This is a genomic window from Roseimicrobium sp. ORNL1, assembly GCF_011044495.1.
GTDB lineage: Bacteria > Verrucomicrobiota > Verrucomicrobiia > Verrucomicrobiales > Verrucomicrobiaceae > Roseimicrobium.
In genome coordinates this window covers 6,738,382-6,753,168 of record NZ_CP049143.1, presented here as the reverse complement: position 1 = coordinate 6,753,168, position 14,787 = coordinate 6,738,382, and the positions used below count along the sequence as shown (strand labels likewise).

Here is a 14,787-nt window from a genome sequence, read left to right as displayed (position 1 = left end):
CGTTTTGAACGTTGCATTACGTGACGTTTCCGACAGCAACCCGCAGCGCCTCCTCGAAGGAGGAGGCATCCGTGTAGATGCGCATGCGGGCGCCAAATTGTGTAAACTTCTGCACGAAGCCGGCGGTCAGCTCGATGAACTTGGAACCGCAGAGGATGTTCAACCGCTGGATGCGATCGCGATGCGCAGACATCCAGTGCGCCCAGTCGGCGCTGACTTCCAGGGAAGCGGCGGGGACCTCGCGCGCATCGATGAAAATCTCTACAGGCGCCAGGTGTCCCACATCGAGGGCGAGTTCTTGAAAAGGAGCATCGCCAAACTCACCCACATCCGGGCCTTTGAAGACGGCATGCACGACACCTGCGACGGGGCGTCGGATAGTGAGCGTGCAGTGAATCCCGTTGAAGGTGCGCGAGGGTGCCAGTGTGCTCATCGAGATGGAATCGTATCAGAGCCCGGAGACATCTTGCGCAAGTTCACTTTGCCGCTTTGCCCGCTTCTATGGCGTCTTTCGCGGACTTGGCCAGCCACATCTTCTGCAGAATCACCGGAGTTGAACCGGCTTCCGTGGTCCGCGCGGTGAATGTGAGGGACGTTGGCAGCTTGTAGCTGGCGAGGACTGTTTTGAGCGGCGGGCAGAGGGCGGTCGGGTTCGATGCACCCGGCTTTGGATTCACATAGACATCCACCGTCACCTCCGCTGAGCCGTCCTTGTTTTTCTTGAAGGACCACTTCAGTGCCAGCTTGAGCGGCGCGCCTGCATTCACAGGGATACCCTCCGTGACGCCCTTGATGGAAATCTTCAGCCGGTTGCCCTCCGGAGTGATGATGATGGGAGAACTGGACGCCGTGTCCGCCGTGCCGAGAAGATCGAGTTCCAGCGGGGAACCTCCGGCGCCGGGATGCCAGAGGTCGAGGGCAACGGCAACGCTGCCATTGCTGAAGGTGCCGCCGGGATCCAGTTCACGACTCATTGAAGCGGGCTGGGTCGCGGCCAGTATTACACCCTGATATTTTCCATCAGGCGACTTTCCTTTGGTCACCTGGCTCGCCTTCCACGGTGTCTTCCAGCCCGTGCCTCCGGCAGCACCTTCCAGTGTCATGCCTTCCGCATACGCGAAGGGTTCCACAGCGGCGATGGGTTTGTAGTTGGCCGCTGGAGGATTGGATGGCTTGGCTGATTTTGGAGCAGACTTGGCAGCAAGCGGTTTTGCCGGGGGCTTCTGTCCTGCAGCATTGGCAGCCAGGCTGGCTGTAGAGCCGGTGCCCTTGGAAGGAGCTTTTGCGGCGGTAGATGCCTTCGCTTTGTCGGCCGGTTGAGCATCACTTTTCGATGCCGCGGTGGAAGTTGCGACCGTGGGTTGGGCTTCGCTCGTGGTACGCAGCCGGGCTTTTGCGGCGGCCACGATTTCCGTGCGCCAGTCAGGTCCCCACTCCTCCTCTGCCCACCAGACGAAGAGCACGCCCACCGCTGCCAGTACGCAGCAGATGAGCACTCCGCCCATCAGTTTGCTGGCCAGCGAGCCGCGTTCGCGCTCCCGGGCGGGAGCCGAAGCGGAAGGTTTCGATTGGGCCGCCGGAGCCGCAGGGGGTGTGGGGCGTGGAGGCGAAGTGGAAGTCGGCGGCCCTGAGTCTCCGGGAGCGGGTTTCAGACGCTCCGTCCGCGCCGTGGATGATGCGCTCCCGCCTGCGGAGGGGCGCGTGGCGAGGGGCTTGGCAGGAAGCGGAGTAGACGGCGGAGTCGCGGGTGCAGCGGGAGCTGGAGCTGGTGTTGGCGCACCGCTACCCGAAGACGCTCTGGCCTCGGTGGCATCCACGAAGGAGATCACCTGTTGCAGCACCTCGAGGGCCTTCGCCACGGTGGGCGGGCGGTCGCGGGGTTGCCAGCGGAGCAGCCAGGCGAGCCACTGGCGAAAATGGTTGTCCACCTCCGGCTGCAGGCCCACCAGTGTGGCGGGGTCAAAAGCGCCCCATTCCACCAGCAGTTCTTCGCGTGTGCCTGATTCCACCGGGAGGCGACCGGTGATGAGAAACCACAGGGACGCTCCCAGTGAGAAGAGATCACCCTGTACGGAAGTGGGATGGCCGTGGTGCCTCTCGGGGGCCATGAACTGCAGGGTCTCCGGGGGCTGCACGGTGCGGCAGGAGGAGAGGCCCCAGTCCTGCAGTTGCACGGATATACCGCCATCCTCCTTACCCAGCTGGATGACGATGTTGCTGGGCTTCACATCCCCGTGGGGGAATGCGGCCCGCTCGCCCACCAGCAGCGCCTCGCAGAGCTGGCGGGCCACCTGGCGCGCTTCGGCGGGCGTGAGCGGGCGTTCCCTCAAAGGAAACTCACTGCCCGCCATGCCCGGAATGAGGGGGTACACGAGCACGGTGCCCTCAGGATCTTCATAGGCGTCCAGCAGCTCCGCGATGCGGGCATGCTTCAGCCGCATCAGGGCCGGGGCAATGGCGAGCACCTGCGCCGTATTCAGCGGGTGCGAGGCCTGCTCCATCAGGACCTTGAAGAGCACTTCGCGTCCTGACTCCCGGTGGACTGCCCGGTAGACCACCCCAGCCGTGCCAATCGACACACGTTCCTTCACTGCGTATGCATCCGGGGCATGCGCCGCTGCTGCTGGTGGTGGGATTGCAACCGTCTCCGAGGCCATGGATGGACTGCGCCAATTCCAGAGGCTACCGGGCCGCCCGCCCAAAGTCACGCCAGAATCTCCTTCCGCCGTCCGGAAAAACAAAATCGGCCATGTCCCGGGGGGAACATGGCCGATAAGGGGTTGGAATCCGGTGCCCGGGAAGGCTGCTTAGGAAGCGGCCACCGGGGGCTTGTTAGCGGTCTCGCGAGCGGTTTCGGTGTCGAGCACCTGGCGGCGGAGGCTGGTGCCGGTCTTCTTTGCGTACCAGAGCACGATGGGCGCGGCGATGTAGATGGAGGAGTAGGTACCCACAAGCACACCGATGATGATGGGCAGGGAGAGGTCCTTCATCGCCTGACCACCGAAGAAGTACAGGGCTGCCATGGGGCCGAGGGTCGTGACGCCGGTAAGGAGCGTACGGCTCAGGGTCATGGAGATGGCTTCGTTCATGATGTCGCGAATGTCGCCCGTGCGAGACCTGATGATTTCGCGGATACGGTCGAACACCACGATGGTGTCGTTGATGGAGTAGCCAGCGACCGTGAGCAGGGCGCCGATGTGAATCACCGAAAGCTGCTGCCCCAGCAGGACGGCCAGGCCGATGGTAATTACGCAGTCGTGGAAGAGCGCGATGATGGCACCCACGGCGAAGGACATTTCATAGAAGAAGACCAGGTAGAGGAAGATGGCCAGCATGGCGACGCCGAAGGCGATGGAACTCCTGATGGCCAGGTCCTTCCCAATGGAGGCACCGACGCGGTCGATCGAACCGCCAGTGAGCTTGTCGGGGAATTTCCCTTCCAGCAGGTCTTGCACCTTCTTGCCGTCATCCATGTCGCTGCGCACGCTGATTTGCGATCCGGTGCCGGTGTTGTTCTGCTGGACGTAGGTACCATTGATTCCCGCGTCCATGAGAGCCTTCTCCACACTGTGGGCGTCAATGTTGGCATTCGGCGCGACCTGGAAGCGGGTGATGGCGCCACCGCGGAAGTCGATGCCGATGGCGTCCTCACCCTTCCAGATGAAGGAAGAGGCGGAAATGGCTGCCAGGGAGAAGGAACCGATGATGAAGGGCCGCGCCTTGCTCAGCATGTCGAATTTTCCTTCGGGGATGATCTGGGTCACCTTGATCTGCTTGATGATGCCGGAGTCGGTGAACCAGTTGAACACCACACGGGTGATGACCAACGCGCCGAGCAGGGTGCCGATGATACCGACCGTGAGGGTGATGGCGAAGCCCTTGACGAGGCCGCTGCCGAGGGCGAACAGAATGATGGCGGAAATCAGCGTGGTGAAGTTCGCATCGAAGATGGCCGAGAAGGCTTTTTCGAAGGAGGCGTCCAGCGCGGCTGCCAGTGGCTTACCCGCCTTCATTTCTTCACGCAATCGCTCGTAGATGAGCACGTTGGCGTCCACCGCCATACCCACCGTGAGCACGATACCCGCGATGCCCGGCATGGTCATCGTGAAGTTGAAGAGGGACATGGCACCGAAGACCATGAGCATGTTCACCACCAGACCGACCAGGGCGATGAGACCCGCGAGGCGGTAGTAGATGAGCAGGAAGGCTGCGGTCATGATGAGACCCGCGATGCCGGTGTACACGGCCTGCTGGATGGTCTGCTGGCCGAACTGGGCGGAGACGGTGGTTTCCGCCAGGATCTGCATGGGGTTCTTGAGCGGATTCTGGAGGGCGGTGGCAAGGTTGCGGGCTTCACTTTCCTCAAAGTCGCCAGTGATCACGCAGTGGCCACCCGTGATGGCCGTTTGAATGACCGGAGCGGAGAGCACTTCGCCGTCCACGATGATGGCAAAGCGCTGGCCCACGTTGGCCGCGGTGAGTTCGCCAAAGAGCTCGGCTCCGGCGCTGTCGAAGTTCATCAGAATCTCAATGCCCGTGGGGGGATAGGCGACCCAGGCCTCGCTCACGTGGGTGCCGTCCATTTGTGGGCGGCTCTTCACGAGGTAGGCCTCGGAAGCACCGGGCTTGCCAGCGCGCTGGCGTGCCGGCATGGAGACGAATCCAGGCTCGATGCCACCACCGGCCATCTTCTGCTGCATGAGGATCTGCTCGCTCTGGGGATGCACGAGGCGGAACTCAAGGTGGGCCGTCTGCTGGATCTTCTGGCGGACGTCCGCGATTTCCGAAGGCTCCACCCCCGGCATCTGGATGAGGATCTGCTTGTCACCCTGCGGCGTCATCGTGAGGCCGAGTGAGCCGTTCGGGTCAAGACGCTTCTGCAGGGTGGCGATGGCCTGCTGCACGGAGTCAGGGCTCACCTTCTTCTCCTCGCCCTTCTCAGTCACGCCGGGCTTGAGTTCCACGATGAACTCGCTGCCCCCGATGAGGTCCATCCCCATCTTGAGATTGAGTGGCTTGCCGAAGAACGGATTCAAACCATCGACCGCCCAGATGCAGAACAGGCTCACGGCGACGGTGAGGATGGTACCGAGAAGCTTCTTCTTCCGATGCTCCGTGGTACCCATGTAGTACATGAGGAGAAAAATCAGGGCGGCGCCCCCGAGGAAGGTAAACGTCAATGACTTCATACTGGCAATGAGGAGGGGAAAAGGGATGAGGCGTGGCTGGTGGGGATGCACCAAACGCGCACAGAGCGGGATTATTTCTTCGCTTCAGCGGGTGCCGCGTCCTTGGCGATGATCTTGCGGGCGATGGCGCTGCGGTCGAACTCGACCTTGCCTTCGATCAGTCTCACCACCACGGTGTTTTCCTTCACGGTGGTCACTGTGCCGTGAGCACCGCCGATGGTCACAACTTCATCGCCAGGGGCGATGGCCTTTTGCAGGTCCTCGGATTCCTTCTGCTTCTTGCGCTGGGGACGGATGAGGAGGAAATACATCATCACCATCATCAGGACCATCATGACCGCGAAATTGCCTCCGCCGGCGGCACCGGCCGGAGGGGATGCTCCTTGGGCGAGCAAGGCAGCATGTGCTGTGATGACGGAATGGATCATGCTTCTGAAGTGTGGGTTTTATACTTTGAGGTGAACTCCCTGCGGAACTCGCTGAAGTAACCGCCTTCGATGGCGGCCCGGGCACGGGACAGGAGGGACAGGTAGAAATGCAGATTGTGAAGGGAAATCAACCGCAAACCCAGGATTTCACCCGCCTTGATCAGGTGCCGGATGTAGGCGCGCGTGAAGCCCTGGCAGAGGGGATGGGTGTCCTCACTGATGGGGCGGAAGTCCCGCGCGAAGCAGTTATTTTTCAGATTCATCGTGCCTTCATCAGTGAAGGCGGTGCTGTGCCGGGCCAGACGGGTGGGCAGCACGCAGTCAAACATGTCGATGCCGCGGGCAACCATTTCGAGCATCTGCGGCGGTGTGCCCAGGCCCATGGCGTAGCGCGGCTTGTCCATGGGGAGGTGGGGCACGCTGTTCTCCACGGCAGCCATCATTTCCGGCTCCGGCTCACCCACGCTGACGCCCCCCACGGCATAGCCATCGAATCCCATGGCGACGAGTTCTTTGGCAGAGCGGGCGCGGAGTTCTGCAAAAGAGGATCCCTGGACAATACCGAAATGCAATTGCCTCCCGCCCCCGGTCATGGGCTGGTTCTTGTCCACCCACTCACGGCAGCGCTTTGCCCAGCGGAGGGTGAGGTCCAGGCTTTTGCTGGCATAGGAAGCTTCGCAGGGGTGCGGCGGGCACTCGTCGAAAAGCATGGCAATATCCGAACCCAGTCCGGCCTGGATCTCCATGGCGGTCTCGGGGCCGAGGAACATCGGTGAGCCGTCCACATGGTTCTGGAAATGAACGCCTTCCTCCTTGATTTTGCGCAGCTTGCCGAGGGAGAAGACTTGAAATCCACCGGAGTCGGTGAGGATGGGCTTGGACCAGTTGGCAAAGGCATGCAGGCCACCGGCTTCCTTCACGATGTCCACCCCCGGGCGCACCGCGAGGTGGTAGGTATTTCCCAGGATGATCTGGGCTCCGATCGCCTCAAGTTCAACGGGATGAACCGTCTTCACGGAGCCCTGAGTGCCCACCGGCATGAATATCGGAGTTTCGATGACGCCATGGGGCGTCACCAGACGACCGCGACGAGCGAGCGTCTGGGAGTCCGTGGCGAGCAGGGTGAACATGGGGCGCGCAGAGTGCCAAGTTTGTGCTCAGGTGCAAACGAGAAAGACGCCATAAGGCCTCCCGTGGCGAAACTGGCGGTGCCGCGACCGATGGGCCTGAGTGACAAAAATGCCGGGTCAGAGGTGATCTGCCCGGCACAAAGGGTGTATCCGTCCAATCAGGAGCGGACTAGGTTCACTGCTTCGCGGTGCGGTTGTAGCCCACGAACTCAATGTCGCCGGCCTTGTTCTTCACGAAGCGCAGCACTTCGTGGACATTGGCATTCGCGTACTCGGAGTCGCAGTGGAGGTAGAAGTTCACCAGGCCATCCTTCATTTCGAAGGTGGATGCCTTCCTGTCGGGCTTGAACCCCTTCAGCTCGCCAAAGACGCCATTGGATTTGGCCAGCTGGGCGGCGAAGGCATCACGCGAGGTGCCGGAGAAGGCATTGTCGTGCATGAGTGCCACGGCCTTGTCAGGAGCGCCCGCCTTCAGGTGGCCCATGAATTCCATGCCGACCTTGCCACACTTGTCCATGTCCGCCTTGATGGCCTTCACGAGATCCGGGGAGATTTCTTCGGAAGACGATTTGGCGGGAGGAGCGGAGGGTGGGGGTGAGGCCACAGCGGCGTGGGCGCTCGCCGTCACCAGCGCATGTGACTGGCCCGCCAGTGCGACGATTTCCTCCAGCCACTGATCATAGTTCTTGTCCTGCTCGGCCTTGAACTTCTTTTGCGTCTCATAAGGAGCCTTGTTGCGCAATACAAACTGGGCGCTGGCGAGGCCGCCTTCCGCCTTCTGGTAGCGCCAGAGATTCAGCTCAGCATCGTTGCCTACCACGAGGATGAAGAAGATGGTGGCCGCATCTGGCTCCATGACGATTTCCTTCACATAACTGTTTGGATGTTCCTTCTGAACTTGGGCCAGGACGGCCTTCGCCATGGTCGCGGCGTCGACCGGGGTCACATGGGTGCGCAGGCCGATCATCTTGCGGTAGTCCTCAAACCCCTCGCCCTCGCGCAGGTACTCGCGAAGTTCCGCGGTCGGCTGGCCGGGGGCGCTCTTTTTGTCTTTCAAGGTGTAGGTCTCGCCTCCAAAGGTCACCTTCGAGCCATCACCTGTGGGAGCCCCAGCGGTCGAGGATCCCCCAGCCAGACTCCAGACTTCCGTGCCTGCGGCCTTGGAGCCGTTCATGGCCCACACACCCTCGATGAGTTCCCCCTTGGGAGCGTAGGTGGCCACGCCGAAGGCGCCACCCGGCTCGCCACTCGCCGCCGCGAGCAAATCGCCCTTACGCACGCCCACCCCTTCATAGCGCCCCGTGGAGAGCTGCCACACCACCTTGTACACATTCTCACCCACAGGAGTGAAGGTCACGGTGCCTGGAGTTCCATCGGCGAAACTCAGGGCACCGTCGAAGTCGGAGCCCTTCAGCGCATAGCTGGCGCTTTCCTTTGGTGCTGCGGCGGTGGTCCAGACGGCATCGATGGGCTTTCCATTGATGGTATAGAGAGCCAGGGCGTAGAGCGCCTTGCCACCGTAGGCAGCGCCGATTCCATCCTTCGTTTTGATGGCGATGCCGTCCACCACCTGCTTGTTGGAGCCGGTGCCGGTAGTCCAGCGGGCCTTCGCCGTGGCAGAGCTTAGCTTGGTCAGTTCCACTTCGCCTTTGTAGGCGCCGCCACCTCCGGGGTTACCGCCTTCCACCTGAAATTTCATCGTATCCTGAGCAGGGGCGGCTGCTCCAAACGCGGCCACACTCAGGGCCGCAATCACCACGCTAAGCAATTTCTTCAGCATGGAGTAGTATGGTGTAAGGACAAACTCAGGCGTCAACGCGAAAGTCGGGAGTGAGACAGAAACGTTTCGCGTGGTAGCCCGGACTTGCGCACACGAACGAGAGTCGAAAGAATCGGGGCGGGATTTCCTTTCCCCTTCCTTCTCATGAAATACCGACTCCTCTCCAGCATCCTTGCCGCGGGCGTGATGGCTTCCGCCTCCCCAGCCAAAGCCGCCAGCGACCAGTTCGTCTACATCGGCACCTATACCAACAACAAGAATGCCCGCGTGGAGAGCAAGGGCATCTATGTGTTTGGCCTCGATTCCCAGACGGGCAAACTGCAGCCACTTGGGGTGGCGGCGGAAGTGAAGAGCCCGAGTTTCCTGGCCATCTCACCGGACAAGAAGTTTGTGTATTCCGTGTCTGAATTGGACGGCGCCTCCGGTGGAGCAATCAGTGCGTTCTCGGTCGATGCCGCGACAGGAAAACTCACGCAGCTCAACCAGCAACCCACTGTGGGCGGCGGCCCCTGCCACGTGAGTGTGGATCCCACTGGCAAGGCCGTGATGGCGGCCAACTACGGAGGCGGCAGCGTGATCTCCTACCCCGTGAAGGCGGACGGCTCGCTGGGCGAGAAGGGCTCCTTCATCCAGCACACGGGTGCTTCCAACGCGAATCCGAAGCGCCAGAAGGAGCCGCATGCCCACAGCATCAATGTGGACAAGGCGGGCAAGTTCGCCTTCGCCTCGGACCTGGGGTGCGACAAGGTTTTCATCTACAAGCTGGACACGGCCGCCGGCACGTTGACGCCGAATGATCCCGCCTTCGCCGAAGTGCCGCCTGCCGGCGGACCCCGGCATTTCGCGTTTCATCCCAGCGGCAAGTTCGCCTATGTCTGCAACGAGATGACCTGCACGGTCACCGCCTTCAGCTATGACGCGGACAAGGGTGCCCTCACCGCGCTGGAAACGCTCTCCACGCTGCCTGCGGGAGTGGCGGTGGATCCCAAATTTTCCACGGCGGAGACGGCCGTGCATCCCAGCGGGAAGTTTGTCTACGTGTCCAACCGCGGGCATGACACGATTGCCATCTTCAAGGTGGATCCCGCGACCGGAAAGCTCACCTACGTGGAGAATGCCCCGGCCGGCGTGAACATCCCGCGCAACTTCGGCATCGACCCCACTGGCAAGTGGCTCATCAGTGCAGGCCAGAACTCCAGCACCATCGCCGTGTTCAGCATCAACCCCGAGACGGGCAAGCTGAAGCCCACGGGCCAGACCTTCGATGTGGGCGCTCCAGTGTGCGTGCGCTTTCTGCAGAAGTGAGATCCCAAAGTAGAAGGTCTCTCCAGAGGCCTTTCATTTGAGGCTGGTCTACCTCGATACAAAAAAGTGAAGGGGGACGAATCCGTCCCCCTTCACTTTTTGAGAGATATAGAGGCGAGTGGCAGCGCAGAGGTGAAAGGCTTCTGGAGAAGCCTTCTACCTTCTGACTACGCCGCGCTCTTCGCCGCGCTCTTCTTCACCAGCGGCGGTCGGTCGCCCTTCACCACGGCTTCCGTGATGGTCACGGCGCGCACGTCGCGACGGCTGGGGATGTCGTACATGACATCGAGCATGATGCGCTCGAGGATGCTGCGCAGGCCACGGGCGCCGGTGCCGCGTTTCAGCGCTTCACGGGCCATGGCTCCGAGGGCATCCCGGTTCACCTGGAGATCCACGCCGTCCATGCCCAGCAGCTTCGCATACTGCTTGATGAGGGCGTTCTTCGGCTCGGTGAGCACGCGCACGAGCTCGTCTTCGGTGAGCTGTTCCATGGCGACGACCACGGGAAGGCGACCGATGAACTCCGGAATGAGGCCGAAACCAAGCAGGTCCTCGGGCTCCACATCCTTGCGCAGGGATTCCTCCGTCATCTCACGGTTCACCAGCTCGGCGCTGAAGCCAAGACCCTTGCCACCGCGGCGGCGCTTCATGATCTGTTCCAGCCCGACGAAAGCGCCACCGCAGATGAAGAGGATGTTCTCCGTGTTCACCTGGATGTACTCCTGCTGCGGATGCTTGCGGCCGCCTTGCGGGGGCACGTTGCACACGGTGCCTTCCAGAATCTTGAGCAGTGCCTGCTGCACGCCTTCACCGCTCACGTCACGGGTGATGCTGACGTTCTCCGTCTTGCGGCCGATCTTGTCGATTTCGTCGACGTAGATGATGCCGATCTCGGCGCGGGCCACATCGTAGTCCGCGGCCTGCAGGAGGCGGAGGATGATGTTCTCCACGTCTTCACCCACGTAACCGGCTTCGGTCAGCGTGGTGGCATCGGCGATGCTGAAGGGGACATTGAGCACGCGGGCCAGCGTCTTCGCGAGCAGGGTTTTGCCGCAGCCCGTGGGGCCTACGAGCATCACGTTGCTCTTCTCGATCTCCACGCCCTCGAAGTCGGCCACGGCGGTCGGCTTCGCGCCAGCCCCGGCGGCGCCTGCCTGGGTGCTGAGGATGCGCTTGTAATGGTTGTGCACCGCCACGCTGAGCACCTTCTTCGCGTGTGCCTGGCCGATGACGTGCTGATCCAGCGCGGCCATGATGTCCGAGGGACGCGGCACTACGAGCGGCGGATGTGTATCCACCTCCTGCTGGGCTTCCTTGTCCAGGATGGATTTGCAGACGCCGATGCAGTTGTCGCAAATGTACACGCCGGGCCCGGCAATCAGCTTCTTCACTTCCGCGTGGCTTTTACCGCAGAAGGAGCAGATAGTGAGGTTGGAAGCACGGGCCATACTGACGGGAGATAGGGGTTGCGGAACTGTCGCATGGAGCGCGTATCAGGCGCAAGCGTTTTGTGGTGAGGAGGGGATGAACGTTCGAAAGAATGAAAGTGATGGTAAAACCCGTTCCAAACGTGGCAGAATTCACCCCTGCCACCGCTTATGAACTACGTCCGTCGCACCGTCGCAGTCACCTTTTGCATCGCAGCATTGGGCTTGCCCACGCTTCTGAATGCCAAGAATTACCCTGCTGCCAAGGCGCTGGCAGCGGATTTGAAGCCCTTGGGGCTGACCCCCAAAGCGGATCCCGGCGGCTTGGCCCGAGTATCTGCGCAAATTGGAAAAATTCTCGAGCACATGGAGAAATCCCAGGCCACCGGCGGCCCGGGCGCGGAGTCCCTGATCAAGACGGCTTATGACATGTTCCGCACGGAGATGGGGCCGGTGCACCGCACGGCGGCGGCTGGCGCCCTGGCGGACATGTGGCGGAAGGCGACTATGCTGGGCGCCTTTGACGAGAACCAGAAATACACCGGAAAAATCACCATCGGTCTCGATGCAGGGCAGCAGCTGATCTTTGAATACATTGTCCCGCCCTCCGTGGCCCCCGCCTTTTCCAGGGACGTGGCCAATGTACGTCTGGTCTCCACCTCCAAGAAACGGGATGACTCCGCGCCCCTGTCGGCCCGGGAGCAGGCGTATCAGGGTACGCTCAAGAACATCGAGCGCGAGATCGACGGGAACAAGGCCCTGGCAAAAATCGAGGATGGAGGTCCGCGCAACAGCGTGGGGCAGACCAAGGAGGAAGAAATGCAACTCTGGAAGGACGAGATGGCGAAGGCCGGACCTGAAGTCCAGGAACTGCCGGATCTGCGTGTCACCTGCCGCATGCTCGCCTCGCCCTCCAACCGCAGCGGCGACAAGTGGAAGATCGGCGCTGAAGTCACCAATCTCTCCCACCACCCCACAGAGGTGGAGATCGAGGTCGCTATCATCGGCACGACCGACAAGTACCGGATCGATTACCTGATGGGTGAGCAGAAGATGAAACTGCAGCTGCGCAGCGGGCAGGTGACGGATGTCGAATTCCTCTCCGCATTGAAAGAAGGCGACTACAACAATCGCACGGCGGACTTTGAGAAGCTGGAAAAGAAGAAAGAGCGCCCCAGGAACAGAACACACTATCGTGGTACCATCATTCGCATCCACCATCCCAAGGGCATCGCGGGCATGGCGGCCACGGACCCTTCGCTGCTGGCCCTCTTCGACAAGGAAGCTGATCCCTCACTGAAGGATCTGCCCAAGCTCTATGCGGACCCCAAGACGTGGCCAGCGCTTCGCACCGATACGAGTTCGAGTTCCAGCAAATCGACTACCCCCAAGTAGTTAACTGCGGCCGCTTGCGTGCTGTGAAGAATGAGCGGAAGGGAGTGCCGCCGTCCACCGCACGTATGACCCTGGCTTCCCAGCTTCGCCTTTGCCGCGCCGGCATTGTCATCGGCGTGCTGTTTTGCGTTGCGGCGGTGTTTGAGGTGACCATCGGGTTGCTGGGCATGTTCCGAGACTTTGATGGGATGAGCGGAGAAGAACTGCAGGATCCCTCGGGACTCAGCCAGGTGGTGGGAGAGGCGCTCATTGTAATCGTTGTCCGGCTCTGGCCGCTCCCCTTGGGACTGCTCGCGCTGCTGCCGTCTCTCATCTGGCGCCATCGCCTGCGTCGTCGAATGGATGCCGCTTTGGCGCCGTGAGAACCTGAAGGCGATGCCGCAGAGCCAGCAAGCCCCCCATGTCCCATGATCCAGGAACTCTCCAGTCCGCTCCGTGTTCCCTACGACAAGCCCTTCAGAGAGCAGATCGAGGCAGGCTTCGGATCGGAGAGGGAAATGGAATGCCTGTGCGGCCTCATCCGACGTCATCTCGAGCAGACGGTTCTGCCAGCAGGGGAGAGACCGGCATTGTTTGAAATCGGCACGCACTGGGGTGCGGGTGTCTGCCACTTCCATGCCATTGCTCCCGAGCTTGAGATTCACTCGTTGAATGTGCTCCCCTCGGATCTCACGAAGCTGCCGCGCCAGATGGCCAGTGAGATTGTGCAGGAGAAGCACATCGGACGCTTCGCTCGTGAGAGGGGCATCTCATACACGCAGCACTTCGGGAACTCGCGCACGTTTGACTGGGACGGCATGGCCGCGAGGCGCCGGTTCGATATTGTGTTTGTCGATGGTTGTCATGAGCAGTTGACGGTGCTGGCTGACACGCTGAATGCGCTGAAGATTTTGAAGCCCGGAGGACTCATCATCTGGCATGATTGTAAAGCGGTAGATGCCCCGGGCAGAGAGGCGCTCACGGCCCTGCTCGATCTCAATGACCACGAATTCCGCGGTACCATCCGGCATGTGGAGAACACGTGGCTGGCGTATGCCCACTGGCCACCACAAGTGCAGGTGCAAGCGCAAGCAGAGGATGCCCTGCCGGCATCACCGAGGACTGTGCAGGAGGAGATGCAGCATTTCCTCGGAGATGAACGGAGAGCCTCGCTTCCGGAGAAGGTGCAAACGCTTCCTGAAATCCCCGAAGTGCTCTTCTTCTCAAATCACCGTCACCCGGTGTGGCCTCCGGCGCAGGAGCTGGCAGGCAGCCTCTGGTCTGCCAGGGCAACACGCGATCCGGCGCGCGTCACGCAGGCGGACGTGGTGGTGTTTCATCTTCCAGACGCGCCTGCCTGGGCACAATTGCCCAAGGCGCCGCATCAGTTGTGGGTCGGTGTGACCATGGAGGGAGACGCGAGGCATCCCGCACAAGCAGACCCCGGCGCGGTCAGCTCTCTTGATTTGCTGATTTCCTACCATGCGTGGGCGGATGTGCGCCTGAACTTTGCCGCGCCCGGCACGCTGACGGAGGTTTTGAAGCCGGTTCCCGCGAAGGATGCGGGAAATGCAGTCTGTGCTTTCGTCTCCAATCCCAACTCACGCTGCGGACGTGAGCGTGTGTTGGAGCGGCTGGAATCCCTGATGCCGGTGCATCATTTCGGCGCCTGGCATTTCAATCGGCCCGAGCCGCTTCGCGAAGGTCGTGAAGCGAGGCTGGAGGTTCTGAGCAGGTACCACTTCTGTCTGGCCTTTGAGGACTGTCAGCAGACGGATTATGTCACGGAGCAGTGGTATGACTGCTTCGCGGCGGGGTGTGTTCCCGTGTATTTCGGAGGATTGGGAGTGGCACGTTACGCCCCCGGACCGGGATCGTATCTGCAAGTGGGTTCGCTCCGGGATCTGCCCGACCTTGTGCGTCAGATGCGGGAAGCTGCTCGCAATTCGGAGCGGTATGCGCAGTTCTTCCAGTGGAAGCATGCCCCCGCAAAAAGTTTTGGCGAATTGTGCACCAATCGCTGGAATGCGTTTTCTTTGCTGGCGAAGATCGAGCGAGTCGTGCAAGAAACCCGCGGAAAGTGAGGGATTCGCCGCATTTTTGGGCATGAGATTTGCGTTGACTCGGGTGCCATTCCCGAGTGTCCTCGGGGTG

Annotated in this window: 11 protein-coding genes; 4 read left to right on the top strand and 7 right to left on the bottom strand. The window is 61.3% G+C overall.

Annotation, left to right across the window (positions count from 1 at the left end):
* Positions 1-16: 16 nt before the first annotated feature.
* The 6 genes from G5S37_RS27095 to G5S37_RS27070 all read right to left on the bottom strand — a co-directional run bounded on the left by G5S37_RS27095 (position 17) and on the right by G5S37_RS27070 (position 8,527).
* Positions 17-433, bottom strand: a complete 417-nt coding sequence (locus tag G5S37_RS27095) for a hypothetical protein (protein WP_165208526.1) — start codon at positions 431-433, stop codon at positions 17-19.
* Positions 434-476: 43 nt separating this feature from the next.
* Positions 477-2,657 carry a serine/threonine-protein kinase gene (locus G5S37_RS27090; protein WP_165208524.1) on the bottom strand — a complete coding sequence of 727 codons (2,181 nt, stop codon included), beginning with the start codon at positions 2,655-2,657 and terminating at the stop codon, positions 477-479.
* Positions 2,658-2,807: 150 nt separating this feature from the next.
* Complete coding sequence (gene secD / locus G5S37_RS27085) at positions 2,808-5,189, bottom strand: protein translocase subunit SecD (protein WP_165208522.1); 2,382 nt, start codon at positions 5,187-5,189, stop codon at positions 2,808-2,810.
* A gap of 71 nt (positions 5,190-5,260) precedes the next feature.
* Positions 5,261-5,617: a preprotein translocase subunit YajC gene (gene yajC, locus G5S37_RS27080; protein WP_165208520.1), complete on the bottom strand. Its 357-nt coding sequence runs from the start codon at positions 5,615-5,617 to the stop codon at positions 5,261-5,263.
* Positions 5,614-6,747, bottom strand: coding sequence for a tRNA guanosine(34) transglycosylase Tgt (gene tgt / locus G5S37_RS27075; protein WP_165208518.1), 1,134 nt, complete (start codon positions 6,745-6,747; stop codon positions 5,614-5,616). Before tgt ends, yajC begins: the two co-directional genes overlap by 4 nt.
* Before the next feature lie 175 nt (positions 6,748-6,922).
* The gene (locus G5S37_RS27070; protein ID WP_165208516.1) at positions 6,923-8,527 is read right to left on the bottom strand and encodes a hypothetical protein; all 1,605 of its coding nucleotides are present in this window, start codon (positions 8,525-8,527) and stop codon (positions 6,923-6,925) included.
* Positions 8,528-8,671: 144 nt separating this feature from the next.
* Between G5S37_RS27070 and G5S37_RS27065 the strand changes: the two genes are divergently transcribed.
* Positions 8,672-9,832 (top strand): lactonase family protein, encoded by a 1,161-nt coding sequence (locus G5S37_RS27065; protein WP_165208514.1) that lies wholly within the window; start codon positions 8,672-8,674, stop codon positions 9,830-9,832.
* Between the two features lie 167 nt (positions 9,833-9,999).
* Here the strand turns inward: G5S37_RS27065 and clpX are convergent, their stop codons facing one another.
* Positions 10,000-11,280, bottom strand: coding sequence for an ATP-dependent Clp protease ATP-binding subunit ClpX (gene clpX, locus G5S37_RS27060; RefSeq protein WP_165208512.1), 1,281 nt, complete (start codon positions 11,278-11,280; stop codon positions 10,000-10,002).
* A 150-nt stretch (positions 11,281-11,430) separates the two neighbouring features.
* On the opposite strand from clpX, the gene G5S37_RS27055 reads away from it, so the two are divergent.
* The 3 genes from G5S37_RS27055 to G5S37_RS27045 all read left to right on the top strand — a co-directional run bounded on the left by G5S37_RS27055 (position 11,431) and on the right by G5S37_RS27045 (position 14,717).
* Positions 11,431-12,654: a hypothetical protein gene (locus G5S37_RS27055; RefSeq protein ID WP_165208510.1), complete on the top strand. Its 1,224-nt coding sequence runs from the start codon at positions 11,431-11,433 to the stop codon at positions 12,652-12,654.
* Positions 12,655-12,719: 65 nt separating this feature from the next.
* Positions 12,720-13,016, top strand: a complete 297-nt coding sequence (locus G5S37_RS27050) for a hypothetical protein (RefSeq protein WP_165208508.1) — start codon at positions 12,720-12,722, stop codon at positions 13,014-13,016.
* Positions 13,017-13,061: 45 nt separating this feature from the next.
* Positions 13,062-14,717: a glycosyltransferase family 10 gene (locus G5S37_RS27045; RefSeq protein ID WP_165208506.1), complete on the top strand. Its 1,656-nt coding sequence runs from the start codon at positions 13,062-13,064 to the stop codon at positions 14,715-14,717.
* Positions 14,718-14,787 lie beyond the last annotated feature (70 nt).

Bases quoted from the DNA above. Each gene is read 5' to 3' on its own strand.
- G5S37_RS27095 (WP_165208526.1), bottom strand. From the start codon at position 433: ATGAGCACACTGGCACCCTCGCGCACCTTCAACGGGATTCACTGCACG.
- G5S37_RS27090 (WP_165208524.1), bottom strand. From the start codon at position 2,657: ATGGCCTCGGAGACGGTTGCAATCCCACCACCAGCAGCAGCGGCGCAT.
- secD (WP_165208522.1), bottom strand. From the start codon at position 5,189: ATGAAGTCATTGACGTTTACCTTCCTCGGGGGCGCCGCCCTGATTTTT.
- yajC (WP_165208520.1), bottom strand. From the start codon at position 5,617: ATGATCCATTCCGTCATCACAGCACATGCTGCCTTGCTCGCCCAAGGA.
- tgt (WP_165208518.1), bottom strand. From the start codon at position 6,747: ATGTTCACCCTGCTCGCCACGGACTCCCAGACGCTCGCTCGTCGCGGT.
- G5S37_RS27070 (WP_165208516.1), bottom strand. From the start codon at position 8,527: ATGCTGAAGAAATTGCTTAGCGTGGTGATTGCGGCCCTGAGTGTGGCC.
- G5S37_RS27065 (WP_165208514.1), top strand. From the start codon at position 8,672: ATGAAATACCGACTCCTCTCCAGCATCCTTGCCGCGGGCGTGATGGCT.
- clpX (WP_165208512.1), bottom strand. From the start codon at position 11,280: ATGGCCCGTGCTTCCAACCTCACTATCTGCTCCTTCTGCGGTAAAAGC.
- G5S37_RS27055 (WP_165208510.1), top strand. From the start codon at position 11,431: ATGAACTACGTCCGTCGCACCGTCGCAGTCACCTTTTGCATCGCAGCA.
- G5S37_RS27050 (WP_165208508.1), top strand. From the start codon at position 12,720: ATGACCCTGGCTTCCCAGCTTCGCCTTTGCCGCGCCGGCATTGTCATC.
- G5S37_RS27045 (WP_165208506.1), top strand. From the start codon at position 13,062: ATGATCCAGGAACTCTCCAGTCCGCTCCGTGTTCCCTACGACAAGCCC.